Origin of the sequence: Carnobacterium inhibens subsp. inhibens DSM 13024 (genome assembly GCF_000746825.1) — a bacterium.
GTDB classification, from domain to species: Bacteria; Bacillota; Bacilli; order Lactobacillales; family Carnobacteriaceae; genus Carnobacterium_B; species Carnobacterium_B inhibens.
Genome location: NZ_JQIV01000006.1, coordinates 2025632 through 2052436 on the forward strand (window position 1 = coordinate 2025632; position 26805 = coordinate 2052436).

Sequence of the window (26805 nt, forward strand, 5' to 3'; positions counted from 1 at the left end):
GTGAATGAAAATGAGAAAAATAAAGAAGAAAAAAAAATGGGCATTTTCATATAAGGCTCAAACGATTTTAACAGGTTGCTTGAAAACGATTCTGGTTGGGCTGATAATGTCAATCGCAGGGAATTTTTTACTGCAATTTTTTCAAAACCAATACAGCTTTTCCTTAGCAATGAATTTTGCTTTCAATTGGCATACAGAATTATTTTTATTCGGAGCGTTTTTACTATTTGTTTTGTACATATGGATGACGTCTCTTTTCGGATCTCGCTGGTTGAGTGCTCTTATCTTGCTTTTAGGTGTACTAGTGATTGGCGTTACAACACAACAGAAAATGGCGTTACGTGGAGAACCATTGTACCCTTCTGATTTTTCGATGATTCGAGAATTGCCTTTTTTGATTCGTATGATTGATAGCAAACTTATCTTAGCAATGGGTATTTTTTTTCTTTGTTTAGTAAGTATAGCTGTCTTTATTTTAGTTAGAAAAAAAAGAAAGAACCAATGGGAAAGACCAGTACAAACTAAAGCAAGTTGGCTAATAAGAGGAAGTACATTTCTAGTAGCTAGTTTCATTCTTTTTTACAGTTCTTGTTTTAATCAAACAGGGAATGTATTTAAGGCTGCTTATGATCGGTATGCTTACTGGATTCCTTATAGTCAGCAAATGAATTATTACAACAATGGATTTATCGGAGGGTTTCTATACAATCTTGGTATAAATGCTATGACAAAACCAATAAATTATTCAAAACAACAAGTGGCGGATATTGTTCACAAATATGAAGAAAAAGCTGCAGAGATAAATGAAAGTAGGAAGGCTGCATTAAATGATGTAAATATTATTTATGTGATGAATGAAAGTTTTTCAGATCCTTTAGATCTTGAAGGAATAACCCTCTCAAAAGACCCTATTCCCAAGATCCGCGAGTTAGAAAAAACAACTTTAAGCGGAAAAATTCTATCACAAGGGTATGGAGGCGGAACAGCCAATATTGAATTTGAAGCATTAACTGGATTATCAATGGAACCAATGGCAGCTAGTTTAACAACACCTTATACACAATTGGTTTCTAGAATGAGTAAATTGCCTTCTATTGTGTCTTATTTGAACCAACAAAATTATGCTACGACTGCTATCCATCCGTACAATACAACCATGTACAAACGCAATGAAGTGTATCAAAAGCTTGGATTTAAAACATTTCTAAATGAAACAAATATGGAGTTTGTCGAAAAAAATGATCGAAATCCGTATATTTCAGACCAGTCTGCCTATCATGAAGTTTTAAAACAAATGAAACACACAAAAGAATCTGATTTTATCCACTTGGTAAGTATGCAAAATCATATGAGTTATAGTGGTAAATACCCAAATACAGATTTTTCAGCGCAAGGAACAGGAAACGCTAAAGAAGCTGCTAATTATCTACAAGACTTAAAATATAGTGATGATGCATTAGATGATTTTTTAACAACTATCGAACAATTACCGGAAAAAACGATCGTGGTTTTTTGGGGAGATCATTTGCCTAGTTTTTATAGTGAGAGCATTGTTGAAACCAATGGAAGTTTAAAGATGCATCAGACTCCGCTGCTTATCTATTCTAATTTTTCGGTAAACGATGATACATTAGGAACAATCAGTCCTATTTATTTCATGAATCATATTTTAACTATTGCAAATGCACAGGTTACTCCTTTTTACGCATTTTTAATGGAATTAGAAGAAGGGTTACCGGCTTTTGAAAAAGGACTATATCTTGAAAATAATACAGAAACAATCATTACTGAACGGAAAGATCTTTCAAAAGAAACTCAAGATTTACTAAATGTATACGATATGATTCAATACGATGTAACAGCAGGAGAAAATTATAGCCAAGTACTTAATTTTTTTGAAAATTGAGTGCTTGTTTTTTACTTGCATTTTTGGTCTATACCATTTATAATGGAATAAAAGAGCAAAGGAGACAAAAAAATGGCTAATGTACTAACAAATGTGACGGTTTATACTGGAGAAGAAAAAATAGAAGAAGCATTTATTCGCTTTTCTGAAGAAGTTCTTGCTGTAGGCAAAATGAGTGACTATAAAAAAGAAACATCTGATCAAGAACAAGACGCTTCTGGGAAAATTGTTTTACCTGGGTTTATTGATGTTCACAGTCATGGTGGATACAGCTATGATAATATGGATGCTAATTCAGAAGAAATCAATCAAATGATCCAAAAAATGCATAAAGAAGGAATCACTTCTTACTTTGCTACAACGATGACGCAATCTTACGATGCTATTGATAAAGCTCTTATTGCTATAAACGAAGCTGCAATGAAAAATCCAGTGATTCAAGGTATTCATTTAGAAGGACCTTTTGTATCTGTGGATTTTAAAGGAGCACAACCTGAGGAGTATATCCGTGTACCAGACGCAAAACAAATGGAGAAATGGAACAAGTTAAGTGGAAACCGTATTCGCTTAGTAACATATGCTTCAGAAACAAGTGATGCTTCAGAATTTGAAGAGTATTGTGTAAATCATAATATTGTACTTTCGATCGGTCATAGTAATGCTACTAGAGCACAGTTGATGGATTCTAAAGCATCACATATTACACATTTGTATAATGCACAACGAGGCTTACACCATCGTGAGCCAGGAGTAACTGGACATGCCTTTTTAGAAGATTCTATTTACACAGAAATGATTGTGGACGGCTATCACATCCATCCTGACATGGTCAACCTTGCTTATAAAGTAAAAGGACCCGACAGAATTGAAGTTATTACTGATTCAATGCGTGCAAAAGGACTTCCTGATGGAGAAAGCGAGTTAGGCGGACAAAAAGTACTTGTAAAAAATAATCAAGCAAGATTAGTAGATGGTACTTTAGCAGGTAGTGTGTTGACGTTTAATGATGCATTTAAAAATATTATGGCCTTTACAGGATGCAGTGTTGAAGATGCAGTTAAAATGACTTCTGTTAACCAAGCAAGAGAATTTAGTTTGGTTAAAAAAGGAAGTCTTACAGCTGGTAAAGATGCTGATATAGTAGTAATGAACGCTGATTTTGATGTAGAACATACATTTAGTTATGGAAAAATGGTTTATTAATAAGAACTTGAAAAGGAAAAGGGGAAATTAAAATGGAAATTATTGTTGTAAAAGATAACGTTGAAGGTGGAAAAAAAGCATTTGAACTAATTAAAGAGGGTATGGACCAAGGAGCTAAAGTCTTAGGTTTAGCTACAGGAAGTACACCCATTTCTTTGTATCATGAAATGATTAAAAGCGACATAGATTTTTCGGACATGACAGCTATTAATTTAGATGAATACGTTGGGTTGGCTCCTACAGATTCTCAAAGTTACCATTATTTTATGGATCAAGAACTTTTTTCTAAAAAGCCATTCAAAGAAACGTTTGTTCCAAATGGTCTAGCAGAAGATGCAGAACAAGAGGGCAAACGCTATGATCAAATTATTGAAAATCACCCAATTGATATTCAAGTTTTAGGAATTGGAAGCAATGGACACATTGGATTTAATGAACCTGGTACTCCTTTTGATTTAACAACACATAAAGTAGAGTTGCTTCCTTCTACAATTGAAGCCAATAAACGCTTTTTTGACAATGTTGAAGATGTTCCACGCTTAGCTTACTCAATGGGAATCAAATCAATCATGAAGTCTAAAAAAATTATTTTGATGGCGTATGGTGAAACAAAAGCAGAAGCGATAAAAAATTCAATTGAAGGCCCTGTAACAGAAGAAGTTCCTGGAAGTATCTTGCAAAATCATGACAATGTCATTATGATTGTAGATGAGGAAGCAGCGAAATTAATCCAACGATAGGAGCGAAATCATGGCTAAGGCGACACCAGTTTACATTCAAATTCATAATCAAATAAGAAAAATGATAGAAAAAGAAGTTTGGAAAATAGGAGAGCGGATTCCTTCTGAAAGAGATTTAGCTATCCAATTTAATGTCAGCCGAATGACCTTGAGACAAGCCGTACAAACTCTTGTAGATGAAGGAATCTTAGAGAGAAAAGTAGGCTCTGGCACCTATGTATCCAATAAAAAAGTCCAAGAAAAAATGGCGGGTATTCAAAGTTTTACGGATATTATGGTTTCGCAAGGTCGAAAGCCAACAAGCAAAACGATTTCGTATCATGTTAAACCTGCTAGTGTAAGCGAAGCAGAAAATTTAAAATTGGAACCTGAAGAAATGGTTTTAAGAATGGAACGAATACGTTATGCTGACGATATTCCCATTTGTTTTGAAGTAGCAACGATTCCATACTCTCTAGTAGAATCATTAGGGAAACAAGAAATTACTAAATCACTTTATAAAGCACTAGAATCTGAGCAAGGCATTACTGTTCAACGAGCTGAACAAACCGTTTCTGCTATGCGTGCTTCTGAAAAAATTGCTGAATATTTGTCGATTAAACGTGGAGAATCTATTCTTCAATTAAAACAAATTAGTTATTCAAAAGATGATTTGCCTTTTGAATATGTTCGTACTCAATATGTAGGGGAACGATTTGAGTTTTACTTGGAAAAAGACTTACGCTAAAGTTATTTTAGCGCAAGTCTTTTTTTTGATGATGACCATAACCAAAGGATTTGAAATGAAATTGCAATTGTCTTTTAGTCATGAAGTTTGTATAATGAGAGAAAGAGTGGCACTGAAAGTAGGTTTATTTTTTATGTATGATATGTTTCAAGTGTTGGTTTTCTGTATTTTTACAGTTGTTATCAGCTTTATATTGACACCATTAGTAAAAAAATTAGCACTAAAAGTAAATGCTATAGACAAACCTGGTGAAAGACGAGTGAATGTAAAAGCTATGCCAACACTAGGAGGATTAGCAATCTATTTATCTTTTTATATTTCTTTGTTTTTTTTACAACCGATACCGATTAAGCAAATTTTTCCTTTATTTATAGCTTCGACCATTATTATTATTACTGGGGTAATCGATGATTTGATTGAAATCTCTCCAAGATTAAAAATGTTAGGGATTGTTATTGGTGCCTTGATTATCTATTATGCAGCCGATATTCGAATGGATCTCGTGACATTTCCTTTAATTGGAGAAGTGCATTTAGGGATTTTTAGTTTACCTATAACGTTAATATGGATTTTGGCGATTACGAATGCTGTTAATTTAATTGACGGCTTAGATGGATTAGCAACCGGAGTTTCAATTATTGCTTTAACAACTATGGGAATTATTGGATTTTTCTTTTTAACCATATCTGATGTTGCAGTACCTATAATGATTTTTACACTTGTGGCTGCAGCTATTGGTTTTTTACCTTATAATTTTTTTCCAGCTCGTATTTTTCTAGGAGACACAGGTGCTTTATTCCTTGGCTTCATGATATCTATCATGTCATTGCAAGGATTAAAAAACGCAACTTTGATTACATTAATTATACCAGTTGTTATACTAGGCATACCGATCACTGACACGATTGCTGCTATTTTGAGAAGACGATTAAATCAAAGGCCAATTTCTAGTGCAGACAAAATGCATTTGCACCATCGCTTGATGACATTGGGATTGACCCATAGACAGACAGTACTGGCTATTTATTGTATTGCTGCCATGTTTTCGTTGATTGCGTTAATGTATCCAATATCTACATTTATTGGGTCCATAATGTTGACTATCGGCCTGCTATTGGGACTAGAGTTATTTATTGAATTAATTGGATTAGTTAGTGAAGAAAGAAGACCTTTACTGACAAGGCTAAAACGATTTGCAAAAAAAGTAAATCGAAAGAGATAATAAAATGGGGCTGGAATAAAATGCCTCTAATAAAAATACACTTCCAAAACTAATGGATTGTTTACTCATTAGTTTTGGAAGTGTATTTTTATATTTAACTATAAAGCTGTGGGACGCTTTTTGAAAAAAAGCATCCTTTTGACACAACCTATTTTCTGGTTATTGCATTTGTTAATAAGCGTAATTTGTTATACCGTTGGTTTCAAATTCGTATCCTTCAGCATCTCGTTCATCGATAGAATCTAAGCCTAAAGCTACTCTAAAACGATGACTGACAAAATCAACACTGTCAGGATAAAGTTCAACCATACTTGCACCATTCAACATAAAATCTGTCCATTCAAATGTATAAGAGTTAAATGCATATGAGCCTTCTAAACCTGTTTGAGCTATTCCAAGCATTTCATTAAAAGTTAAGTCAGTACGCATGTTTGATCCGACAGCTTCAATAACATCTGTATACTTTGTAATTGACCCAACGCTAAGTGCTTTTTTCACAATAGCTTCTATCAGCAATTGTTGTCTCTCTCCACGTTTAACGTCATTATCAATTTTTCTTGTACGAGCCAATGCTAAAGCTTCTTCACCATTTAATGTTTGATAACCTTCTTCTAACGTAATTTGATTCATCTCGCCATCAGAATTTTGCTCTGAGAAAGTTATTGGAACATCCATTTCTATTCCACCTAAAGCATCTATGATTTTCAAAAAGGCATCAAAATTAAAGGTTACATAATAATGGACTGGAACATCTAATAATTCTTCAACAGTTTCAATCGTTGCTTGTTCTTCACCTTTGCTGTAGGCTGCATTAATTTTATCCTCATTATAATATTGTCCTTGATACATGATTGGAGTATAAGTATCTCTAGGAATACTAACCATATTGACTTCATGGTTGTTAGGGTCTATCGTCAAGTAAATGAGTGAATCGGTTCTTGAACTGCCAAGATTTCTGTCTTCGGTGTCATCGATTCCCATAATTAAAATAGAGGTCGTTTCTTTTATCGGGTCTACTTCTACCTCTTTGGTACGATCTAGTTCATGATAAGAGTCATCAATCGTTTTTTGAGCAGTTGCATACAACTTAGCCGCGTATACCGCTATACCTAAAATAATAATCATAATAGGAATCATTATACTTAAGATAATCGTGTTTCTTCTTTTTTTTCTTTTATTAGTGTATGATGCGCTTCGACTAGTATTAGAATGTTTCTTCACACTCATTCTCCTTCAGAAAATCATTTTGTTGTTAGGGACTCAATCAGGTGTTAGTTAAAAAACATAAACAGCCTAAAATATCCTGTTTATTCTATCACGAATAAAAACAAGTAGAAAGTTTATTTAATAAAAAGTAATGTATTCTTAATATTTAAAGTGAGATTTTTTTGTCACAATAAACTTGCGACCCCTTTTCAAAGGTGACTTGTCCATTGAGCCATTCAATGACTTTAGCTTGAAAAAAAGTTAGTTGCTCTTGATCAATTAAACAAGAGAACGAAACAATATCTGAATAAAAGACATCTTTTATTATATAGTTTGCTTCACGAAGTAAGTTTTCTAATTTTCCAGAGGCTGGATAAGAGACATGAATTGTCATTTGAGTGTGTAATTTTCTTTCAACCACTCCAATTTCGTTCAGTCCTTGACTGACGGCCTTTCCATAAGCACGTATTAATCCACCTGCTCCCAGTTTTGTGCCGCCAAAATAACGTGTGACAACTGCCACAACGTTTTTTAATTGTCTTTTTTTTAGAACTTCCAGCATTGGAACCCCAGCTGTACCAGAAGGTTCTCCATCATCATAAGCACGCTGTATCTCATCGTGTTCACCAATCAAATAAGCCACGCAATTATGATTAGCTTTTCCGTGTTCTTTTTTGATCGATTGAATGAAATCTTGAGCTTCAATCTCATTTTTAACCTGTTTTAAATGGCAAATAAAGCGAGATTTTTTTATTTCTAATTCAAAGTTGCCATCTTTCTCAATAGTATAATAATGATTTAGCATAATGAGTCCTTTCATAAATTTAATGCTGACTTTATTTCAATAGTGTACCGTTAGTCTCAGTATTGAACAAGACTAATCTAGAAAATATAAAAAGTAAGAGGGAGGTTGAACCTAAAAAAAAGTATGCTATAATTTCATTTTGAGCACTAAATTGTAGAAACAAAAACATAGTAGTGAGGTGATAATGTGAGAATCGCAGTGGTAACAGACAGTACTGCTTACTTAACAGACGAACAATGCGAGAAGTATTCAATTTATAGGCTGCCTTTATCCATTGCAATGGGAAACGAAACGATAGAGGAAACTAAAATGGATAGTACTAGCTTTTTTGAAAAAGTCAAAACAATGGATGGTTTGCCAACTAGTTCTCAACCAGCGATAGGACAAGCATCGTTGTTATTTAATGAGCTTTCAAAAAAGTACGATGCAGTTATTAGTATCCATTTATCAAGTGAACTTAGTGGGACATTTAATACGATTGCAAGTCTAAGTAAGATTTATGAAGGACTAGCCATTTATCCTTATGATTCTGGAATAAGCTGTTCAGCACAAGGCTATTTTGTCCTAGAGGCAGCCAGAATGGCGAGAGAAGATGCTTCTGTAGAAGAGATCTTCCAAAAATTTGAAAAAATGCAACAAACATTGCGTGCATATTTTGTTGTAGATGACTTAAATCATTTGGTTCGTGGAGGGCGACTTTCAAATGGATCAGCAATCATTGGTTCTTTATTAAAAATAAAACCAATTCTGCACTTTGAAGATAAAAAAATCACCGTATTTGAAAAAATAAGAACAAAGAAAAAAGCATTAAAACGAATCGAGCAATTATTAAGTGAAGACGTTGAAAAAGGGTATCCGATTGTAGCTACCATTATCCATGCAAATGTTGAACAAGAAGCTATTGAATGGATGAAAACACTAAAGAAACATCATCCAGCTATTCGTTATGAACTGAGCTATTTTGGTCCTGTTATTGGCACTCACTTAGGTGAGGGTGCTCTTGGACTAACTTGGATGGAAGATCAAACTAAAATTTAAGGCCATTATATTAAAGTTATTATAAAATACATCAATATCTAAAATAATCTATTAAAAAAGGTTTGGGAAAATAGCCCAAATCTTTTTTTGCGTACACTAATGTTAAAGAGGTGAGCGAGAATGGACACGAATGTGATGGGAAGAGAGTTGTTAATTCAAGAATTAGACGAAGAATTACCTAGAAATTGGAATGGCATTATTTCAAATGGCTTTGCTGTGATAGAAAAACAGATGACTTGCAAGCGTTGCGGGTCCAATCAATTTCAAGATAGACAATTTGCTCCTTGTAATTGTGGTGAAAATTGTTTTTACTGTATTCGATGCCTTCAAATGGGGAAAATCAAAAAATGCAGTCTTCTTTACCATTTACCAGAAGAAAATCAGTTTAGTCCTATACCAGAGCCTATATTAACTTGGCAAGGCCAATTATCAAAACAACAAATGCAGGCTTCTGATGAGATCGTTCAAGCTATAAAATTAAAACAAACAAGATTAATTTGGGCTGTAGCGGGTGCAGGAAAAACGGAAATGTTGTTTAAGGGAATCGAGCTGGCGCTAAGGGAAGGCAAAAGGATTTGTATTGCTTCCCCTCGGACAGATGTGTGTTTAGAATTAGCACCTCGTCTTAAAAGTGCTTTTCAACCTGTTGAACAACTGACCCTTTACGGAGATATGGAAGAATCTTATCGCTATACGCAACTCCTTATTGCCACTACCCATCAACTCTTACGTTTTAAAGAGGCTTTTGATGTATTGATCATTGATGAAATTGATGCTTTCCCATTTAATAAAGATACAACATTGCAATTTGCAGCCCAAAAAGCAAAAAAGAATAGCGGAACGATTATTTACTTATCCGCTACTCCAGATAAACAAATGAGAAGAGACATCACACAAAAAAAATTAGCAGCTTCTATCTTACCAGCACGCTACCATGGATTTCCCTTACCTGAGCCAAAAGCAATATGGGCAGGAGATTGGCGCACAGCAATTAGTAAACGGCAGAAAAAAGCAGTTGTCATCAAAGAAATCAAACGTTTACTGGATGCAAAACGTCGCTTTCTTTTGTTTGTGCCCAACATTGAGTTGATGCTTGAATTTTCAAACTATCTTGAGGAAGTTTTTCCTGAAAGTCTGTTTACGAGCGTGTCTTCTGAAGATGAAAACCGTAAAGAGAAAGTTCAAAATATGCGGAAGGAATGTTACCAATTTATGTTGACCACCACTATCTTAGAGCGTGGAGTTACATTTCGAGATATCGATGTACTTGTTTTAGGTGCTGAAGATCGGACATTTACAGAAGCGGCATTGATTCAAATCGCCGGTCGAGTAGGCAGACACCGTGATTTTCCAACGGGGAAAGTCATCTTTCTCCACTATGGTCAAACTAAAGCTTTAAAAAGTGCTATTACTCAGATAAAAAAGATGAACCGTTTAGCACGTGAAAGGGGATTGTTGATCCAGTCATGATTTGTTTATGGTGTGGGAAAGCACAAAAAGAAGTGATTCAATTAGCAGAGTTGTTGTCTTTTACTAAAATTAATCCGTCTATTAAATGTGACTCTTGTTCGAATAAACTTGTTTCTTTATGTAATGGCCCTACTTGCAAAGGGTGTAGTCGCTACTGGTCAGAAAAAGGTCTCTGTCCAGATTGTCAGAAATGGAAAATAGAGTACCCGGACTATCCTTTCAAGCACACAGCTCTTTATCAATACAATGAGTTTATAAAAGAATGGATAGAAGCATACAAATACACTGGCGATTATCGACTGGGTGAACTATTTACAAAGGAGATACACTACTTTTTTTATAAGCAAAAGAAGGTTGTAATTCCCATACCAATAAGTGATAAAAGCAAGCAATTAAGAGGTTTCAATCAAGTAGAAGGAATGTTAACGTTTTCTGGAGTGAAGTATATACCAGTTTTAACTCATTGTGGAACAGGTGAAAAACAGTCAAGTAAGAACCGGAAAATAAGGATGCTTTCTCCGCAGCCTTTTCGAATCGATAAAGGTTGTGAAGCAAAAATAAAAGAAAAGGAGATTATTCTAGTGGATGATATTTATACCACGGGACGAACATTTTTTCATGCAGCTGAGTGTTTACTTGAAAACGGAGCAAAAACAGTCGAGACGTTTTCGATTTCCCGTTAAAGTTCCCCAATTGTAATCGATTTTATTTGCATTCCTTGGGTGATAATATATAATTAATTTAAGCATATCATCACTTGAGTGGTCCATTTGATGATGCTGATTCTGAGATACAATCAGATGAAAGGGGAGAGTGTTTATGTTTAAATATAATGTCCGTGGCGAAAATATTGAAGTAACTGCAGCTATTCGTAGTTATGTTGAGAAAAAAGTGGGGAAAGTTGAGAAATACTTTAATGATGTACCTGAAGCAACAGCCCACGTTAATTTGAAAACGTATTCCGATAAAACTGCTAAAGTTGAGGTAACCATTCCTTTGCCTTACTTGGTTTTACGTGCGGAAGAAACCTCGCCTGATTTATATGGAAGCATTGATCTGGTAACAGATAAACTTGAAAGACAAATGCGCAAGTATAAAACTAAAATCAACCGCAGAACTCGCGGTTCTAATGTTGTTGTCCCACCTGTTATGCCGGGAGAAGATCAAGATCTAATGGAAGATGAAGTGAATATTGTCCGTACAAAACGACTATCATTGAAACCAATGGACAGTGAAGAAGCTGTTTTACAAATGGATATGTTGGGACATAATTTCTTTATCTTTGAAGATGCTGATACTAATGGCACAAGCATCGTTTATCGTCGTAAAGATGGAAAATATGGGTTGATTGAAACAGAATAAACAAATGTACTGAAAAATTGAAAAACTTCAAGGCAAGTAAATACTCTTGCCTTGAAGTTTTTTCGTTTTTTGACTAAAGTGCATCGCAATAGGTGTGTTTAATGTCGATAAAAAGGTTTCAATTGTGAATCAGTAATGATAGAATTAATAAGAATATAGACTATTGCTATAAAAACAAAAGTGAAAATGTCGAGATAAAGTCTAACTGCCTAAATAAATGGAAATTTACTAAATAGAAAATAGAGATAAAGACATAGAGGAGAAAGATGAATGGCTAATTTTTTACGCAACTTAATTGAAAACGATAAAAAAGAATTGAAAAGCTTAAGCAAAATCGCCCAGCAAGTTGAAGAATTTGCTGAAGCAATGGCTAACATGTCTGATGACGAATTAAAAGCAAAAACTCCTGAGTTTAAGAAACGGTATCAAGATGGCGCAACATTAGACGATTTGCTACCTGAAGCTTTTGCTGTTGTACGAGAAGCTGCTAAACGAGTTTTGGGATTGTATCCATATCATGTCCAACTAATGGGTGGGGTCACATTACATCGCGGGAATATCCCTGAAATGAAAACAGGTGAAGGGAAAACGTTGACTGCTACAATGCCGGTTTATTTAAATGCATTGACAGGAGAAGGTGTACACGTTGTAACCGTAAATGAATATTTATCTAGTCGTGATGCTACTGAAATGGGAGAGTTATATGAATGGTTAGGCTTAACAGTAGGCTTAAACCTAAATTCAAAATCTTCTGAAGAAAAACGTGAAGCTTATTTGGCGGATGTTATGTACAGTACAAACAATGAATTAGGATTCGATTACCTTAGAGATAACATGGTAGTTTATAAAGAACAAATGGTACAAAGACCATTGAATTATGCGATTGTCGATGAAGTCGATTCTATTTTGATCGATGAAGCTAGAACACCATTAATTATTTCTGGTCAAGCAGCAAAATCTACAGCTTTGTATAGTCGCACGGACTTCTTTGTTAAAGGATTGAAAGAAGAGGAAGATTACACAATCGATATTCCTTCTAAAACGATTGCTTTGACGGAACCAGGGATTGAAAAAGCTGAAAAAACATTCAGAATAGACAATTTATATGATGTAGAAAACCAAGCGTTAACGCACCATATTGATCAAGCTTTAAGAGCTAATTACATTATGCATCATGATGTAGATTATGTGATCCAAGAGGGCAAAGTAATGATCGTTGATCAATTTACTGGTCGTATCATGGAAGGTCGTCGTTATTCAGATGGCTTGCATCAAGCTATTGAAGCAAAAGAAAACGTAGAAATCCAAAATGAATCAAAAACAATGGCGAATATCACTTTCCAAAACTATTTCCGTATGTATAAAAAGCTAGCAGGTATGACAGGTACAGCGAAAACAGAAGAAGAAGAATTCCGTGAGATCTACAACATTCATGTTGTATCCATACCAACGAATAAACCACTTATTCGTGATGACAGACCTGATTTGCTCTATCCAACATTGGACAGCAAATATCGTGCTGTTGTTGAAGAAATCGAAGAAAGACATGCGAATGGTCAACCAGTATTGGTCGGTACAGTAGCTGTTGAAACATCAGAGTTAATATCCGGTCTATTAAGAAAAAGTAAAATACCTCATCAAGTATTAAATGCTAAAAATCATTTTAAAGAGGCTGAAATTATTACAAGTGCGGGTCAAAAAGGTGCAGTAACAATTGCAACCAATATGGCTGGTCGTGGAACAGATATCAAATTAGGTGCAGGTGTTCGTGAAGTAGGCGGACTATGCGTTATTGGTACAGAACGACACGAATCACGTCGTATCGATAATCAATTACGTGGACGTTCTGGTCGTCAAGGCGATCCAGGTGTGACACAGTTTTATCTTTCTTTAGAAGATGATTTAATGAAGAGATTTGGTTCAGAACGTATCCAAGCTGTTTTAGAACGCCTAAAAGTCAGCGAAGAAGACGCAGTTATTCAAAGTAAAATGATTTCGCGTCAAGTTGAATCAGCTCAAAAACGTGTTGAAGGGAACAACTATGACACACGTAAAAATGTCTTACAGTATGATGATGTTATGCGTGAACAACGCGAGATCATGTACAAACAAAGATTAGAAGTTATTATGGCTGAAGACTCATTAAAAAATGTGACTGTTCCAATGATCGAGCGGACGATCTCACGTATTGTTCAAATTAATACTCAAGGAACAAAAGAGGAATGGAAACTGCAAACCATACTTGACTTTGCACAAGCTTCATTAGTTCATCCTGATGATATTGCAATGAGTGACCTAGAAGGCAAAACGATTGAAGAAATTGAAACAGTGCTTTTAGACGCTGCGAAATCTATTTATGAAGAAAAAGAAAAACAATTAAATGGTAAAGAACAAGTATTGGAATTTGAAAAAGTGGTCATCTTACGTGTTGTAGACAGTAAGTGGACAGAACACATCGATACAATGGAGCAGTTGCGTCAAGGAATTGGCCTTCGTGCATATGGACAAAGTAACCCATTAGTAGAATATCAAGCAGAAGGATTTAAATTATTCGAAGAAATGATTGCCTCTATGGATTATGAAGTTACACGTTTATTGATGAAATCACAAATTCGTCAAAACTTGAAAAGAGAACAAGTTGCAAAAGGAACAACTGCGCGTTCAACTGGTGATGGACAAGTGGTTAAAGAAGCAAGAAAAAAACCAATCAAAATAGATAGCTCAAAAATAGGCCGTAATGATCCTTGTCCATGTGGAAGTGGAAAGAAATATAAAAACTGCCATGGAAAATTAGATTAAGATACACTTCTTCCAGAAGTGTGATAAATAAAATAATTATAAGAAAGAACACGATTGGTTAATGAGTCGTGTTCTTTCTGAATTGGAGTGAAGAATAATGGAATTAAGCGATATTAGAAATTATCTAGAAACGGCAAGTAAAAAAATAAACGGTTTTGGGAGGTCTCTTTGACTTAGAGACTTTGGAAAGAGACATCGCTGAATACAATGATAGAATGACAGAACCAACTTTTTGGGAGGATGCCCAAAAGGCTCAAACAGTTATTAATGAAGCAAATGAGTTGAAAGAAAAATACAATCAATACAACGGCCTTGTAACTGAAAAAGAGGATTTAGATCTATTACTTGAAATGGTCAAAGAAGAAAGTGATGAAGAATTAGCAAAAGAGTTGAATAGCAAAATTATTCCTTTCTTGGATAAGTTAGATCAGTATGAACTAGATCTATTGTTGAGTGACCCGTATGATAAAAATAATGCCATTATTGAGCTTCATCCTGGAGCAGGCGGAACCGAATCGCAAGATTGGGGAAGCATGTTGCTTCGCATGTACACTCGATGGGCTGAAAAAAGAGGATTTAAAATTGAAACGTTAAATTATCAAGCTGGAGATGAAGCTGGAATCAAAAGTGTGACTTTGCTTATTAAAGGTTTGAATGTATACGGCTATTTAAAAGCTGAAAAAGGGGTTCATCGCTTAGTGCGGATCTCGCCTTTTGATTCTGCTGGAAGAAGACACACGTCGTTTGTTTCTATCGATGTGGTTCCAGAACTAGACGACAGTGTAGACATTAAAATTAATTCAGATGATTTAAAAGTAGATACCTATCGAGCAACTGGAGCAGGCGGACAACACATCAACACAACAGATTCTGCTGTTCGAATCACACACATCCCGACCGGTGTGGTTGTTGCAAGTCAAGCCCAAAGATCACAATTAAAAAATAGAGAACAAGCTATGAGTATGCTGAAAGCAAAACTTTACCAGCTTGAAGTCGAAGAACAAGAAAAAGAAATGGCTGCTATAAGAGGCGAACAATTAGAAATCGGTTGGGGTTCTCAAATCAGATCTTATGTGTTCCATCCTTACTCAATGGTAAAAGATCATCGAACAAATTATGAAACTGGAAATGTCAACCAAGTAATGGATGGCGGATTAGATCCATTTATACAGGCATATTTAAGAAGCAAAATTTCTACAATTGAAGAATAAAATAGCAAAAAGTCAAACTTCCGACAAATTTAGAACCATTTATGGAAGTTTGACTTTTTATATTTGTAACAAAAGAAATCTAGTCAAACCCAAAAAAACATTGAATTTAATCTTTTAGTGGGGAATGACATACGTTCTCAATCTTTTTTTGATGTTTTAAGTAGGTGAAACTAGTAAAATGATTAAAAATGTAAAAATAAAACAATCACGTTACAGGAATGATACAAAATGAAATAAATTTGTAAAGAAAATACAACTGACATAATTTTTTATAATGCTATAATGATTAAGCGTTGAGGAAAAATGCCTCAAAGGTATAAGAAACACCTGGATTAAGTTCTAGAAACTATAAAAGTTAGGTGATAAAAAATGATTGAAATGCTAAATGTCTATAAGAAATATCCTAACGGCATTACAGCAATTAATGGTTTATCTGTTCGTATTGAACCAGGTGAATTTGTATATGTTGTCGGACCTAGTGGTGCTGGTAAATCAACTTTTATTAAGATGATCTATCGTGAAGAAAAAGCTACTAAAGGAACAATCAAAGTAGGCGATTTTGATTTAATGACAATCAAAGAAAAAAATATTCCCTATTTAAGACGTTACGTAGGAGTCGTTTTCCAAGACTTCAAATTGCTTCCTAAATTGACTGTTTATGAAAACATTGCTTATGCAATGGAAGTTGTTGAAAAAAATCCTAAAGCTATTCAAAAAAGAGTATTAGAAGTTCTTGAATTAGTAGGATTAAAACACAAAGTTCGTATGTTTCCTAATGAATTATCAGGTGGAGAGCAGCAACGTATTGCAATAGCCAGAGCCATTGCAAACACTCCACATATTCTAATAGCAGATGAGCCAACTGGTAACCTTGACCCAGATACTTCATGGGAAATCATGAATATATTGGAAGAAATCAGTAATCAAGGAACTACGGTTATTATGGCCACTCACAATAGCCAAATCGTTAATGTCGTTAAACACCGTGTTCTTGCGGTTGAGAATGGACGCATCGTCCGAGATCAATTGGAAGGAGATTACGGGTATGAAGCTTAGAACAGCAAAAAGACACGTTATAGATAGTTTTAAAAGTTTGAAAAGAAATGGTTGGATGTCTATTGCTGCTGTAAGTGCTGTAACAGTAACGCTACTATTAGTAGGGTCATTTATTGCCATGTTAATGAATGTTAATAAACTGGCTACAGATATTGAAAATGATGTAAGTGTCAGAGTTTACATTGATTTAGCTGCAAATGAAGAACAACAAAAACAACTCCAATCGGAATTAGAATCATTTGAACATGTTGATTCAGTTGAATTTTCAAGTCGTGAAAATGAATTGGAGCAAGTAGTTGGTAGTTATGGTGATGAGTTTAATTTGTTTGATGGAGACGACAATCCTTTATATGATGTCTTCATTGTAAATACAGATATTCCAGAAAACACAGCGCCCGTAGCAAAAGAAATTGAAGCATTAGAATATGTCACTCAAGTAAACTATGGTGGAGCTACGGCAGATAACTTATTTAGAACAGTAAATACTGTTCGTAATGTCGGTGCTGTTGTCATCATTGCGTTGATTTTAACAGCGGTATTCTTAATTTCAAATACGATTCGAATCACTATTTTCTCACGACGTACTGAAATTGAAATCATGAAATTAGTAGGTGCAACAAACTGGTACATTAGATGGCCATTCTTAATTGAAGGAGCATTAATCGGACTTATTGGTGCGATTATACCTGTTGCTATTCTAAGTTTTGTTTATGTAGCTGCATTTAATGTAGGAACAGATTTCTTAGATGGAACCTATTTTGCATTGTTAACACCAAATCCATTTTTATTCCAAGTTGGAGGATTAATGTTGGCAATCGGTATTGTTATTGGTGCAATCGGATCATTCATGTCCATTAGAAAATTCTTAAAAGTATAATAAATGTAATGAAAGATAAAAATTAAATCATTGGGGAAAACGGGGGAAAACAACATTGAATAAGAAATTTATTAATTTAGCTTTAGTAGCAGCATTAGGGTTCTCAACTTACATTGCTCCTATTACAGCATTTGCAAGTACAGACGAGGACATTAAAGCATCTACAGAAAAATTGGTGGATCTAGAAAATAAAGAAGCAACAGCAGAATCTCAATTATCAACTATCACTGCAACTATTGCAGACAATGAAAAGAAAGCTGAATCATTGGTAGCAGATATGCAAGAAACACAAACGAGTATGAAAGTTCTAGAAGAACAAATTACTAACTTGAAATCAGCGATTGAAAAACGCGAAGCTAAGTTGGAAGAACAAGCACGTTCTGTACAAGTAGACGGGGATAGCCGCAACTTTGTTGATTTTCTTTTAAACGCTGAATCTATTTCTGACGTTCTTGGACGTGTGGGTGTTGTTTCTCAAATCGTATCTGCAAATCAAAGTTTAGTTGAAGCACAAGCAGCTGATCAAGATGCTGTAGTTGCAAAACAAAATGAAACTGAAGAAAAAGTAGAAGAACAAACACTATTAGCTGCAAAATTAGAAGCATCTAAAACAGATTTAGAACAACAAAAATTAGAAAAAGAAGCAGTTGTTGCATCAATTGCAGCTGAAAAATCTGTAGTAGAAAATGAAAAAGAAAAATTCTTGGCTGTTAAAGCAGCAGCTGAAAAAGGAGCAGAAGAGTTAGCACTTGTAAAAACAACTGCAACTAGTAACTCTTCAGCATCAGTTGAAACAGTTTCTACAAAAACAACAGTTGCTTCAGAAGTAACGGCTAAACCAGCAGCAACTGAAAAAGCTGTTGAAACAAAAAAAGCAACAACTTCAAATGATTCATGGACAACAATTAAAAATGCTGCTTATGGAGTTATAGGAACACCTTATTTATACGGCGGAACAAGTACTAGTGGTTTTGACTGTTCTGGTTTTACTATGTATGCATTTTCTGCTGCTGGAATCAATCTTCCACGTACAGCTGGTGCTCAGTATGCGGCTTCAACTAAGGTTTCACAATCTGAAGCGCAACCTGGCGATTTAGTATTCTTCAATCAAACAGGAAGTATTGACCATGTTGGTATCTATCTTGGAAACAATCAGTTTATCGGTTCTCAATCTTCATCAGGTGTAGCTGTTACAACAATCAGCCAAGCTTACTGGGCTCAATACTTAGTTGGATTTGGACGTATCAACTAAATTAGTCATTAAACTAAATTAGTCATTAAACTAAATTAGTCATTAAACTAAATTAATGTAAATATATTCTACCGTTTCCCCAAAACGATTTTAAACCAATCGCTAACTTCCTGTTAGTGATTGGTTTTTTTTAGTTACATAGTAATTATAGTGCTGATAGGATAAGAATTGCATGTAGTTTAAAGTTTTAAAACTACTTATTATACTGCTCTTTTTTTTGGAGTAAAAATAAAAAATCAATATAAACTGCTATTCAATGTAAAAATCATGTAAACTATATTTAGAAACGGATAAATTCGTGATTATGTTGAAGTAGTTTGATAAAATAGAAAAAGAAGTAGAAAAGGGGTAGAGACAAATGGTGGCAAATTTTTTTATTATGCTAGCGCTATTTTTTATTCAACCTACGTTTATCGTTGGATTGGTAGTTGCAATTTGGACAAGTTATCGTAGGATCAATCATGAAAGAAGCAATCATCGCGTAGCAATCTATAATACATTATACGAGATCAAAAACTATTTATTAGTTGGACTTCTTTTTGGAGTGATTGGATCGGTTCTTTTAACGCTTATTGGAGTTCCAGTTACGATGGACTGGATTATTTTGTATCAAATCGTAACAATTATAAGTTTGTTTTTTGGCTATCGTTTTGTTCATCCTTTATTTACGTTTTCAATTAGTTCGTTACTTCTTATAGGATTACCATTTTTTTTAGAGAGTAGTGATTTCTCTTTTTTACCAACAAATTGGTACCATCCGTTAAGTCAAATCGAGTTCAGTGGAACACAATTATTTACTAACTTGTTTATTATCCTCTTGTTTTTATTAGCGACATCTATTTTTACGATCAAGAGAAAATCTGGAAATCATTTATCAGCACGTTTTTTGAATACGAAGCGAGGTAAGCGAATTGCGAAATACCCTATAAAACCTTTTTGGGTCTTGCCACTGTTATTGGTCGTTCCAGGAAATGGATTTCAAGCATTTTTTAGTTGGTGGCCAGTCTTTTCAATTGGAAATGAAAACTACTCTTTCTTTTGGCTGCCCGTTTTGATAGGTTTTCAATTTACGGTGCAGTCACAAATACCCAAAGTTGCTATTTCAAAATTGGTCAAGGATTTAATGTTATTGACCGGAGTGGCTTTAATTATTGCTATTAGTTCCATTTGGATTCCTTATGCTTCCATTGCTGGATTTATCTTTTTAATTATTGGAGGACTAAGCGTGTTATATCGGCACCGTATACGTGAAAAACATTGGAGTTTTCTTTATGGTCCCGCTGATAAAGGAATAAAGGTCATTGGGATTCGTCCAAGTACACCAGCAGAAAAAATGAATTTAGTTGTTGGAGATACCATTATTGAGTGCAATAATGATCCTATCGAAAATGAGAATGATTTTTATCAAGCTTTATCAAAAAATAGTGTTTATTGCCATTTAAAAGTTAAAGGTGTAGATGGCGAACTTCGTTTAACTGAAACGGCTATTTATGCAGATTCTCCACATGAGATTGGAGTAGTTATTTTAGGGAAGTAGCTCAATATGAAAGAAGTAGACTTAAACTAAAAATTCTGTATAGGCGGGATAAAAAATGAAAAAAGTGTTAATTGTCGATGATGAACAATCTATTTTGACGCTGCTAGCTTTTAATTTAGAAAAAGAGGGTTACCAAGTAGATACAGCTTTAGATGGATTGGAAGGGTATGAGATGGCTATAGCCCATCCATATGATTTTATTATTTTAGATTTAATGCTTCCGTCAATGGGAGGCATGGATATTTGTAAAAAACTTAGGCAAGAAAAAGTTGAAGCTCCAATCATGATGTTGACAGCTAAAGATGATGAATTAGAAAAAATTATCGGTCTTGAATTAGGCGCTGATGATTATATGACAAAGCCTTTTAGCCCTCGTGAAGTACTTGCGAGAATGAAAGCTATTATGAGACGTATGACCAGTAAAAGTAAAGCAGAAGAAGCTTTAAGCAATGTTGAAGATAGAGATAAGCAAGATGAATTGATCAATGTAGGCGATATCCAAATAGATCCTAGCCAATATGAAGTAGTGGTCAGGGGAGAAAAAATCGATGTTACTCCAAAAGAATTTGAATTATTGATTTATATGATTAAGCGAATCAATCGTATTTTAAGCCGTGAACAATTGTTGGATGCTATTTGGAATTTTGATTATGCTGGAGAAACACGGATTGTGGATGTGCATATCAGTCACTTAAGAGAGAAAATAGAAGTAGACACAAAAAATCCTAGTTATATCCGAACAGTTAGAGGTTTCGGTTATAAATTTGAGGCTCCAAAAAAATGAAGAAACTTCAGTTTCGAATATTAACTGTTTTTATTGTCTTATTCACTTTATTTAGTATTTCTATTGGTGTTTTCTCAACTAATTTATTACAGGATTATGCTCAAAAAAGTCAAGAAGAAGCCTTGATCAAACAAACCAAAACAATAGCTGATCTGCTCTATGTAAATGGAGAAAATTCAATAGATCTTGAATCTGCTATAAGTCAGTTAACAAAACTTGAAATACTAGATGAAGAAAGATTAACTGTTATCGATTTGTCAGGTGTTGTGGTTTATGATTCAGCTGCTAATAAAGCAGCATTGGAAAATCATAGTGATCGTGAAGAATTTCAAGCGGTATTAAATGGAGAAAAAACTGGGATATCTATTCGCGAAAGTGAAAGTACGAACGAAAATTTGTATTATGTGGCTGTCCCATTGATGGGGTCTCAAGATGAGTTGATAGGTGTGCTGCGCTTATCTAGACCAGTTGCGGACATTAACCAAATCAATGAACAGATAAAACAGTCTCTTTTGATCTTTAGTTTACTTGCCTTTATTTTGACTACACTGGTTACTTTTATTATTACTAAACGCATAGCTAAACCGATCAATGATATTATGGATGTAGCTAAAAATCTTTCGGATAAACGATATGATGTTCGCTATACCGGAACGGCTTATGGAGAAGTTGCAGATTTAGGAGATACGGTCAATGAATTAGCTACAAATTTAGAAGAACAAACGCAAGAAATTGTTCAAAATGACAAACGTCTATATGAATTAGTTAATCATCTGGTTATTGGTGTGATGTTGATCGATGATCATCGAACGATAAAAATGGTAAATCCGGCTATGAGTACTATTTTAGGCGAAGACATTACCCATCTTATTGGAAATTCTTATGTAGAAGCAACAAAAAGTTATGGATTAAGCCATATGATTGAAATGGCTTATCAAAAAAATGAAAAACAAAATGATGAGATTTATTTTTATTACCCGCAAGATAAAATTGTAGACGCGAATATTGTTCCGATAGACGGTAAAGAACCAGGAGAACAAAATTTGATTGTACTATTGTATGACATTACTGAAATTAGGAGGCTTGAAAAAGTCCGTACTGATTTTGTAACGAATGCTTCACACGAATTAAAGACTCCAATTACTGCGCTTAAAGGTTTTTCCGAAACGTTATTAGATGGAGCGATGGAGGATAAGGAAGTATTGAAACAATTTTTGGAAATTATGTTAGCTGAAAGCAGTCGATTAGACTTTTTAGTGAATGATATCCTTGAATTGTCAAAATTGGAACAAAAACAAGTTCCAATGAATATACAAGAGATCAATCTTACAGAAACAGTCCTATCAACTATTCAACTGGTTAAACAAACAGCCGATAATAAACAAATGAAACTTAATGTCATTGAAGAAGATAACTTGCTTATTACTGGTGACAGCAGTCGTTTGAAACAAATACTCGCTAATCTAATCAACAATGCAGTAGTCTATACACAAGAAAAAGGGAAAGTAACGGTTACAATAAAAAAAGAAAATGATTATGCAGTTATTAGGGTATCAGATAATGGAATAGGAATACCTGAAGATGAGCAAGATCGAATTTTTGAACGTTTTTATAGAGTAGATAAAGCTCGCAGCCGGAATTCCGGTGGAACAGGTTTAGGTTTATCCATTGTTAAATACCTAATTGAAAACTTAAATGGATCTATATCTGTTGAAAGCAAACTTGGTTTAGGAACGACATTTATCGTCAAACTACCGATTCATCCCAATGAGTAGAGTTCGTTAATGCATAGATGAAGTAAATAATCTGATTTTTAAAGAGTCTTGAGATTTTCTCAAGGCTCTTTTTTTAGTGTGCATAAACAGATAAACAACCTTTACAAAATCTTTATATTCTTTACAAATATCAACAGAAACATTACATAAAGGGGAGAGTAAAATTAATATTCATTCGTTAAGATAACTTATGTGGACGAGGATGGAAATGTCCAACACTATTATTATAAAGGATGGGAAAAATGACAATTACAAAACTATCAAAATTAACTTTAACATTAGGAGCAGGTTTAGCATTAGCAGCATGCGGAGCAGATTCTAGTTCATCAGGCTCTTCAGAAAATGCAGAAGGATTTGATACTTCACAAACGATTAATGTAATTTCAAGAGAAGATGGGTCTGGTACTCGTGGAGCTTTCACAGAAATTACAGGAGTACTTGTTTCTGAAGGAGATACTGAAACAGACAACACTTATTCTGGAGCAACCATTCAAAATAGTACAAGCGGCGTTATGACAACAGTTGCTGGAGATCCTGCATCCATTGGGTACATCTCATTAGGGTCATTAGATGACAGCATTAAAGCTGTTACCATTGAAGGAGTAGAAGCAACTGCCGAGACAGTACAAGATAGTTCATATGCAATCGCTCGACCATTCAATATTGCTCATAATGGTGAATTAAGCGAAGTAGCAGAAGATTTCTGGAGTTATATCATGAGTGCTGAAGGACAAGAAATCGTTGTAGGCGAAGGTTATGTAGAAGCAGTAACAGATGCACCTGCATATGAAGCAACAGAAGGGATGTCAGGCAATATCAGTGTTGTGGGATCAACTTCTGTGACACCAGTAATGGAAGTTTTAGTTGAAGAATATACAGCTCTTAATCCAGAAGTGACGATCGATATCACATCAAACGGTTCTTCTGCTGGTATGACTGCTGCAATGGACGGCTCAGCTGATATCGGGATGGCTTCTCGTGAACTTAAAGATGAAGAATTAGACGTATTGACTGCTGAACCACTAGCAATTGACGGTATTGCTGTAGTTGTAAATCCTGAAAATACAATCGAAGATTTGACAATGGAACAAGTTAAACAAATCTTTACAGGTGAAGTGACAACTTGGGATGAAGTTTCTAAATAATCATTAGGTAAAATAAAAAGAACCAGAACTCTTCTGGTTTTTTTATGAAAATGAGTTTCAGTCAATTGGGAAATTGACAAATGAATCCAACCTATCAACTGATATAAATCAAGATAGGTTGGTTTTTCATGTATGGGGATAAAAGTAGGTAAAAAATTTACAATTATCCATAAATACAAGTGAAAAGGACTGTATTTATGAATGATTTATTCTGTTTTATGTTAAAGGAGAACAATATGAAGACGAAAAAATTAGATGGGTTTATGAAAGGTGTTTTTTTTGTATCTGCATTGACATCAGTCTTAGCTATCGTTTTAATCTGCATCTTTATTTTTGCAGGCGGCGTTCCTTTTATGGTGGAATATGGAGTGCTAGACTTTTTATTTGGTCAAAAATGGGCACCTTCTAATACACCTGCATCGTTTGGCATCTTACCAATGATCATGGGATCCTTAGCAGTGACTTTAGGTGCAATTATTGTTGGTGTGCCTATCGGTATCTTGACATCTATTTTTATGGCAGAGTTTTGTCCAGTGTGGCTGCATAAAATTTTGAAACCGGCTGTTAACTTGATGGCTGCTATTCCATCTATTGTCTATGGATTCTTTGCTTTACAAGCAATCGTTCCTATCATGCGTCATTTAGTTGGCGGAACAGGTATGAACATGCTGACGGCTATCCTGTTATTAGGAATCATGATTCTTCCTACGATAATTGGATTATCCGAATCTTCTATTCGAGCAGTTCCCAGAAGTTACTATACTGGGAGTATGGCATTAGGTGCTACCCATGAACGGTCTGTCATGAAAGTAGTCGTTCCAGCTGCTAAATCAGGTATCATTTCGTCTGTTATTCTAGGAATTGGGCGTGCTATTGGCGAAACAATGGCTGTCGTGTTAATTGCTGGAAATCAGCCTATCATGCCGGAGAGTTTAACGTTAGGTGTGAGAACTTTAACAACAAATATCGTATTAGAAATGGCTTATGCAAGTGGTTCACATAGAGAAGCCCTTATTGCAACTGCAGTTGTACTGTTTGTATTCATCTTGATTATTAATGGTACTTTCTTGATCATTAAGAAAAAGGGGGCTAGATAATCATGGCTAGTAAATTAATGAGAGGTCTAATTTATACAGCAGCAGCCTTAACTTTTGGATCTTTATTTTACATTGTATTATTTATCTTAATTAAAGGGATTCCATTTCTTACTCCTGAAATGTTTGCATGGAAGTACACAACTGACAATGTATCATTAATGCCATCATTGATTACAACACTTATTGTAGTAGGTATGACATTACTGATAGCAACTCCTATTGGTGTATTTACAGGGTTCTATCTAGTTGAATACGCTAAAAAAGGAAACAAAGCTGTTGGTCTGATCCGTATTGCGACAGATACTTTAGCGGCTGTACCTTCGATCGTCTACGGGTTGTTTGGGATGTTGTTTTTCGTTACTTTCCTAAACTTTCAGTATTCTGTTTTAGCTGGAGTATTAACGTCAACCATTATGGTTTTACCGTTGATCATTCGTTCAACGGAAGAGGCATTATTATCAGTAAATGATTCATTGAGGGAAGCAAGTTTTGCTCTAGGAGCAGGGAAATTGAGAACGATTTTCAAAGTTATTCTGCCAGTTGCTATGCCAGGTATCTTATCTGGAGTTATTCTAGCAAGTGGAAGAGTAGTTGGAGAAACCGCGGCGCTATTGTATACATTAGGAAGTTCAACAAATTTGCCAAGCGGTCTATTCTCTTCAGGAAGAACTTTGGCTCTGCACATGTATGTTCTATCCAGTGAAGGCATGCATGTAAACGAATCATACGCGACTGGGGTCATTCTGATTTTATTTGTTTTAATCATTAATGGGTTGTCAACATTCTTGAGCAATAGACTGACAAAGGGGACAAAATAATGAGTAAACTAAGTATAAAAAATATGAATCTATTTTATGATGATTTTCAAGCGTTGCACAATGTGAATTTAGAAATTCCTAAAAATCAAATTACAGCCTTTATTGGACCATCTGGTTGTGGAAAATCAACGCTGATCAAAAGTTTGAATCGAATGAATGATTTAATTGAAGGATGTAAGATTAAAGGAGATATCCTTTTAGATGAAGAAGATATCTACAAGAAAGACTTTGATGTTAATGTATTGCGAAAAAAAGTTGGTATGGTTTTTCAACAACCTAATCCATTTCCAATGAGCATCTATGATAATATTGCTTATGGACCGAGAACACATGGCATCAAAGATAAGAAGACGCTAGATGCGTTAGTTGAAAAAAGCCTCAGAGGAGCTGCCATTTGGGAAGAAGTAAAAAATGATTTGAAAAAAAATGCGTTGTCTTTATCCGGTGGCCAACAACAACGGATCTGCATCGCACGTGCACTAGCGGTTGAACCTGAAATCTTATTGATGGATGAACCCACAAGTGCATTAGATCCGATTTCGACTGCTAAAATTGAAGAACTAGTGACAGTTTTAAAAGAAAATTATACAATCGTAATGGTGACGCATAACATGCAGCAAGCTTCTCGTGTTTCAGATAAAACAGCCTTTTTCTTAAATGGGAAAATCGTCGAGACCGGAGAAACGAGAAAGATTTTCACAAATCCGCAACAAAAAGAAACAGAAGATTATATTTCTGGTCGTTTTGGATAATCATTAAACTAGAAAATGGAGGA

At 34.8% G+C, this 26805-nt stretch carries 23 protein-coding genes; 21 read left to right on the plus strand and 2 right to left on the minus strand.

Annotated features, from left to right (window positions below):
* The first annotated feature begins 10 nt into the window (after positions 1-10).
* The 5 genes from BR65_RS10895 (at position 11) to BR65_RS10915 (ending at position 5798) form a co-directional block, all read left to right on the plus strand.
* Entirely contained in the window at positions 11-1906 is a 1896-nt protein-coding gene (locus BR65_RS10895; protein WP_051932745.1) for an LTA synthase family protein, read from the plus strand.
* Positions 1907-1978: 72 nt separating this feature from the next.
* A complete protein-coding gene (gene nagA, locus BR65_RS10900) occupies positions 1979-3109 on the plus strand; it encodes an N-acetylglucosamine-6-phosphate deacetylase (RefSeq protein WP_023176793.1) in 1131 nt (376 codons plus the stop codon).
* Between the two features lie 32 nt (positions 3110-3141).
* The gene (locus BR65_RS10905) at positions 3142-3849 is read left to right on the plus strand and encodes a glucosamine-6-phosphate deaminase (protein WP_023176795.1); all 708 of its coding nucleotides are present in this window, start codon (positions 3142-3144) and stop codon (positions 3847-3849) included.
* A gap of 10 nt (positions 3850-3859) precedes the next feature.
* On the plus strand, positions 3860-4576 hold the full coding sequence (locus tag BR65_RS10910; RefSeq protein ID WP_023176797.1) for a GntR family transcriptional regulator: 717 nt from the start codon (positions 3860-3862) through the stop codon (positions 4574-4576).
* Positions 4577-4718: 142 nt separating this feature from the next.
* Positions 4719-5798: a glycosyltransferase family 4 protein gene (locus BR65_RS10915; RefSeq protein ID WP_280512919.1), complete on the plus strand. Its 1080-nt coding sequence runs from the start codon at positions 4719-4721 to the stop codon at positions 5796-5798.
* Positions 5799-5969: 171 nt separating this feature from the next.
* Here the strand turns inward: BR65_RS10915 and BR65_RS10920 are convergent, their stop codons facing one another.
* Both BR65_RS10920 and BR65_RS10925 read right to left on the minus strand, forming a co-directional pair.
* The gene (locus tag BR65_RS10920) at positions 5970-7019 is read right to left on the minus strand and encodes an LCP family protein (RefSeq protein WP_034538170.1); all 1050 of its coding nucleotides are present in this window, start codon (positions 7017-7019) and stop codon (positions 5970-5972) included.
* Positions 7020-7170: 151 nt separating this feature from the next.
* Positions 7171-7809 carry a YigZ family protein gene (locus BR65_RS10925; protein ID WP_023176802.1) on the minus strand — a complete coding sequence of 213 codons (639 nt, stop codon included), beginning with the start codon at positions 7807-7809 and terminating at the stop codon, positions 7171-7173.
* A gap of 186 nt (positions 7810-7995) precedes the next feature.
* Between BR65_RS10925 and BR65_RS10930 the strand changes: the two genes are divergently transcribed.
* From BR65_RS10930 to pstB, 16 genes are all read left to right on the plus strand, one after another.
* Positions 7996-8847: a DegV family protein gene (locus BR65_RS10930; RefSeq protein WP_034538171.1), complete on the plus strand. Its 852-nt coding sequence runs from the start codon at positions 7996-7998 to the stop codon at positions 8845-8847.
* A gap of 120 nt (positions 8848-8967) precedes the next feature.
* Positions 8968-10317, plus strand: a complete 1350-nt coding sequence (locus BR65_RS10935) for an ATP-dependent helicase ComFA (protein WP_034538172.1) — start codon at positions 8968-8970, stop codon at positions 10315-10317.
* Complete coding sequence (locus tag BR65_RS10940; protein ID WP_034538173.1) at positions 10314-11000, plus strand: ComF family protein; 687 nt, start codon at positions 10314-10316, stop codon at positions 10998-11000. Before BR65_RS10935 ends, BR65_RS10940 begins: the two co-directional genes overlap by 4 nt.
* A 136-nt stretch (positions 11001-11136) precedes the next feature.
* On the plus strand, positions 11137-11679 hold the full coding sequence (gene hpf, locus BR65_RS10945) for a ribosome hibernation-promoting factor, HPF/YfiA family (RefSeq protein ID WP_034538174.1): 543 nt from the start codon (positions 11137-11139) through the stop codon (positions 11677-11679).
* A gap of 270 nt (positions 11680-11949) precedes the next feature.
* A complete protein-coding gene (gene secA, locus BR65_RS10950) occupies positions 11950-14478 on the plus strand; it encodes a preprotein translocase subunit SecA (protein ID WP_023176810.1) in 2529 nt (842 codons plus the stop codon).
* A 97-nt stretch (positions 14479-14575) separates the two neighbouring features.
* A protein-coding gene (gene prfB, locus BR65_RS10955; protein ID WP_156098866.1) for a peptide chain release factor 2 occupies positions 14576-15689 on the plus strand; the annotation gives its coding sequence in 2 pieces (ribosomal slippage) (positions 14576-14647 and positions 14649-15689; 1113 coding nt in all).
* A 369-nt stretch (positions 15690-16058) separates the two neighbouring features.
* Positions 16059-16745, plus strand: coding sequence for a cell division ATP-binding protein FtsE (ftsE, locus tag BR65_RS10960; protein WP_023176813.1), 687 nt, complete (start codon positions 16059-16061; stop codon positions 16743-16745).
* Positions 16735-17622 (plus strand): permease-like cell division protein FtsX, encoded by an 888-nt coding sequence (gene ftsX / locus BR65_RS10965; RefSeq protein WP_023176814.1) that lies wholly within the window; start codon positions 16735-16737, stop codon positions 17620-17622. The genes ftsE and ftsX overlap by 11 nt, the downstream gene beginning before the upstream one ends.
* Positions 17623-17677: 55 nt before the next feature.
* A complete protein-coding gene (locus BR65_RS10970; RefSeq protein ID WP_034538175.1) occupies positions 17678-18874 on the plus strand; it encodes a C40 family peptidase in 1197 nt (398 codons plus the stop codon).
* A gap of 358 nt (positions 18875-19232) precedes the next feature.
* A complete protein-coding gene (locus BR65_RS10975; RefSeq protein ID WP_023176817.1) occupies positions 19233-20411 on the plus strand; it encodes a PDZ domain-containing protein in 1179 nt (392 codons plus the stop codon).
* A 55-nt stretch (positions 20412-20466) separates the two neighbouring features.
* On the plus strand, positions 20467-21195 hold the full coding sequence (locus BR65_RS10980; protein ID WP_023176818.1) for a response regulator transcription factor: 729 nt from the start codon (positions 20467-20469) through the stop codon (positions 21193-21195).
* On the plus strand, positions 21192-22970 hold the full coding sequence (pnpS, locus tag BR65_RS10985) for a two-component system histidine kinase PnpS (protein WP_034538177.1): 1779 nt from the start codon (positions 21192-21194) through the stop codon (positions 22968-22970). Before BR65_RS10980 ends, pnpS begins: the two co-directional genes overlap by 4 nt.
* Positions 22971-23212: 242 nt before the next feature.
* Positions 23213-24115 (plus strand): substrate-binding domain-containing protein, encoded by a 903-nt coding sequence (locus BR65_RS10990; protein WP_023176822.1) that lies wholly within the window; start codon positions 23213-23215, stop codon positions 24113-24115.
* Between the two features lie 236 nt (positions 24116-24351).
* The gene (gene pstC / locus BR65_RS10995) at positions 24352-25212 is read left to right on the plus strand and encodes a phosphate ABC transporter permease subunit PstC (protein WP_034538180.1); all 861 of its coding nucleotides are present in this window, start codon (positions 24352-24354) and stop codon (positions 25210-25212) included.
* Positions 25213-25214: 2 nt separating this feature from the next.
* Entirely contained in the window at positions 25215-26030 is an 816-nt protein-coding gene (pstA, locus tag BR65_RS11000; RefSeq protein WP_034538182.1) for a phosphate ABC transporter permease PstA, read from the plus strand.
* Positions 26030-26782 (plus strand): phosphate ABC transporter ATP-binding protein PstB, encoded by a 753-nt coding sequence (gene pstB, locus BR65_RS11005; protein WP_034538185.1) that lies wholly within the window; start codon positions 26030-26032, stop codon positions 26780-26782. Before pstA ends, pstB begins: the two co-directional genes overlap by 1 nt.
* Positions 26783-26805 lie beyond the last annotated feature (23 nt).

What these genes read in the sequence shown, in the direction of transcription:
- BR65_RS10895 (WP_051932745.1), top strand. Translation starts at nt 11, where the DNA reads ATGAGAAAAATAAAGAAGAAAAAAAAATGGGCATTTTCATATAAGGCT.
- nagA (WP_023176793.1), top strand. Translation starts at nt 1,979, where the DNA reads ATGGCTAATGTACTAACAAATGTGACGGTTTATACTGGAGAAGAAAAA.
- BR65_RS10905 (WP_023176795.1), top strand. Translation starts at nt 3,142, where the DNA reads ATGGAAATTATTGTTGTAAAAGATAACGTTGAAGGTGGAAAAAAAGCA.
- BR65_RS10910 (WP_023176797.1), top strand. Translation starts at nt 3,860, where the DNA reads ATGGCTAAGGCGACACCAGTTTACATTCAAATTCATAATCAAATAAGA.
- BR65_RS10915 (WP_280512919.1), top strand. Translation starts at nt 4,719, where the DNA reads ATGTTTCAAGTGTTGGTTTTCTGTATTTTTACAGTTGTTATCAGCTTT.
- BR65_RS10925 (WP_023176802.1), bottom strand. Translation starts at nt 7,809, where the DNA reads ATGCTAAATCATTATTATACTATTGAGAAAGATGGCAACTTTGAATTA.
- BR65_RS10935 (WP_034538172.1), top strand. Translation starts at nt 8,968, where the DNA reads ATGGACACGAATGTGATGGGAAGAGAGTTGTTAATTCAAGAATTAGAC.
- BR65_RS10940 (WP_034538173.1), top strand. Translation starts at nt 10,314, where the DNA reads ATGATTTGTTTATGGTGTGGGAAAGCACAAAAAGAAGTGATTCAATTA.
- hpf (WP_034538174.1), top strand. Translation starts at nt 11,137, where the DNA reads ATGTTTAAATATAATGTCCGTGGCGAAAATATTGAAGTAACTGCAGCT.
- secA (WP_023176810.1), top strand. Translation starts at nt 11,950, where the DNA reads ATGGCTAATTTTTTACGCAACTTAATTGAAAACGATAAAAAAGAATTG.
- ftsE (WP_023176813.1), top strand. Translation starts at nt 16,059, where the DNA reads ATGATTGAAATGCTAAATGTCTATAAGAAATATCCTAACGGCATTACA.
- ftsX (WP_023176814.1), top strand. Translation starts at nt 16,735, where the DNA reads ATGAAGCTTAGAACAGCAAAAAGACACGTTATAGATAGTTTTAAAAGT.
- BR65_RS10975 (WP_023176817.1), top strand. Translation starts at nt 19,233, where the DNA reads ATGGTGGCAAATTTTTTTATTATGCTAGCGCTATTTTTTATTCAACCT.
- BR65_RS10980 (WP_023176818.1), top strand. Translation starts at nt 20,467, where the DNA reads ATGAAAAAAGTGTTAATTGTCGATGATGAACAATCTATTTTGACGCTG.
- pnpS (WP_034538177.1), top strand. Translation starts at nt 21,192, where the DNA reads ATGAAGAAACTTCAGTTTCGAATATTAACTGTTTTTATTGTCTTATTC.
- BR65_RS10990 (WP_023176822.1), top strand. Translation starts at nt 23,213, where the DNA reads ATGACAATTACAAAACTATCAAAATTAACTTTAACATTAGGAGCAGGT.
- pstC (WP_034538180.1), top strand. Translation starts at nt 24,352, where the DNA reads ATGAAGACGAAAAAATTAGATGGGTTTATGAAAGGTGTTTTTTTTGTA.
- pstA (WP_034538182.1), top strand. Translation starts at nt 25,215, where the DNA reads ATGGCTAGTAAATTAATGAGAGGTCTAATTTATACAGCAGCAGCCTTA.
- pstB (WP_034538185.1), top strand. Translation starts at nt 26,030, where the DNA reads ATGAGTAAACTAAGTATAAAAAATATGAATCTATTTTATGATGATTTT.